Consider the following 602-nt stretch of genomic DNA (forward strand, 5'->3'; position numbering starts at 1 on the left):
TCCGACTTCTAGTCTAGTTAAAGTGACTATTTTAGACGCTAGTGCCCACACCATGATAGGTCGCAGCTAATTTCGAAAGCGTGCAACGGGCTAGCCCACTGTTGATTGCCTGTTTCCGCATCCACTGCGTAGAGATTGTCGTTGTTACTTCCGACGAAGACGGTGCCATCGGCCACCGTCGGTGACGAGCGAACCGAACTGCCAGTTTCGAAGGTCCACTGTTGGTTGCCCGTTTCCGTATCCACCGCGTAGAGATTGTCGTCGTCACTCCCGACGAAGACGGTGCCATCGGCCACCGTCGGTGACGAGTGAAGCGAATTGCCGGTTTCAAAGACCCACTGTTGGTTGCCTGTTTCCGTATCCACTGCGTAGAGATTGGCGTCGTTACTTCCGACGAAGACGGTGCCATCCGCCACCGTCGGTGACGAGCGAACCGAATTGCCGGTTTCAAAGGCCCACTGTTGATTACCTGTTTCCGCATTCACTGCGTAGAGATTGTTGTCGTGACTCCCGACGAAAACGGTGCCATCCGCCACCGTCGGTGACGAGCGAACCGAACTGCCTGTTTCGAATTCCCACTGTTGATTGCCCGTTTCCGCACC

At 55.1% G+C, this 602-nt stretch carries 1 protein-coding gene; it reads right to left on the reverse strand.

All coding sequences use genetic code 11. From position 1 onward, the window contains the following. Positions 1 to 38: 38 nt before the first annotated feature. Positions 39 to 602: outer membrane protein assembly factor BamB family protein (locus D8Y22_RS23060; RefSeq protein ID WP_246084547.1), on the reverse strand; the 564-nt coding region annotated here is incomplete at its 5' end.

The organism is Salinadaptatus halalkaliphilus (assembly GCF_006543045.1).
GTDB classification, from domain to species: Archaea; Halobacteriota; Halobacteria; order Halobacteriales; family Natrialbaceae; genus Salinadaptatus; species Salinadaptatus halalkaliphilus.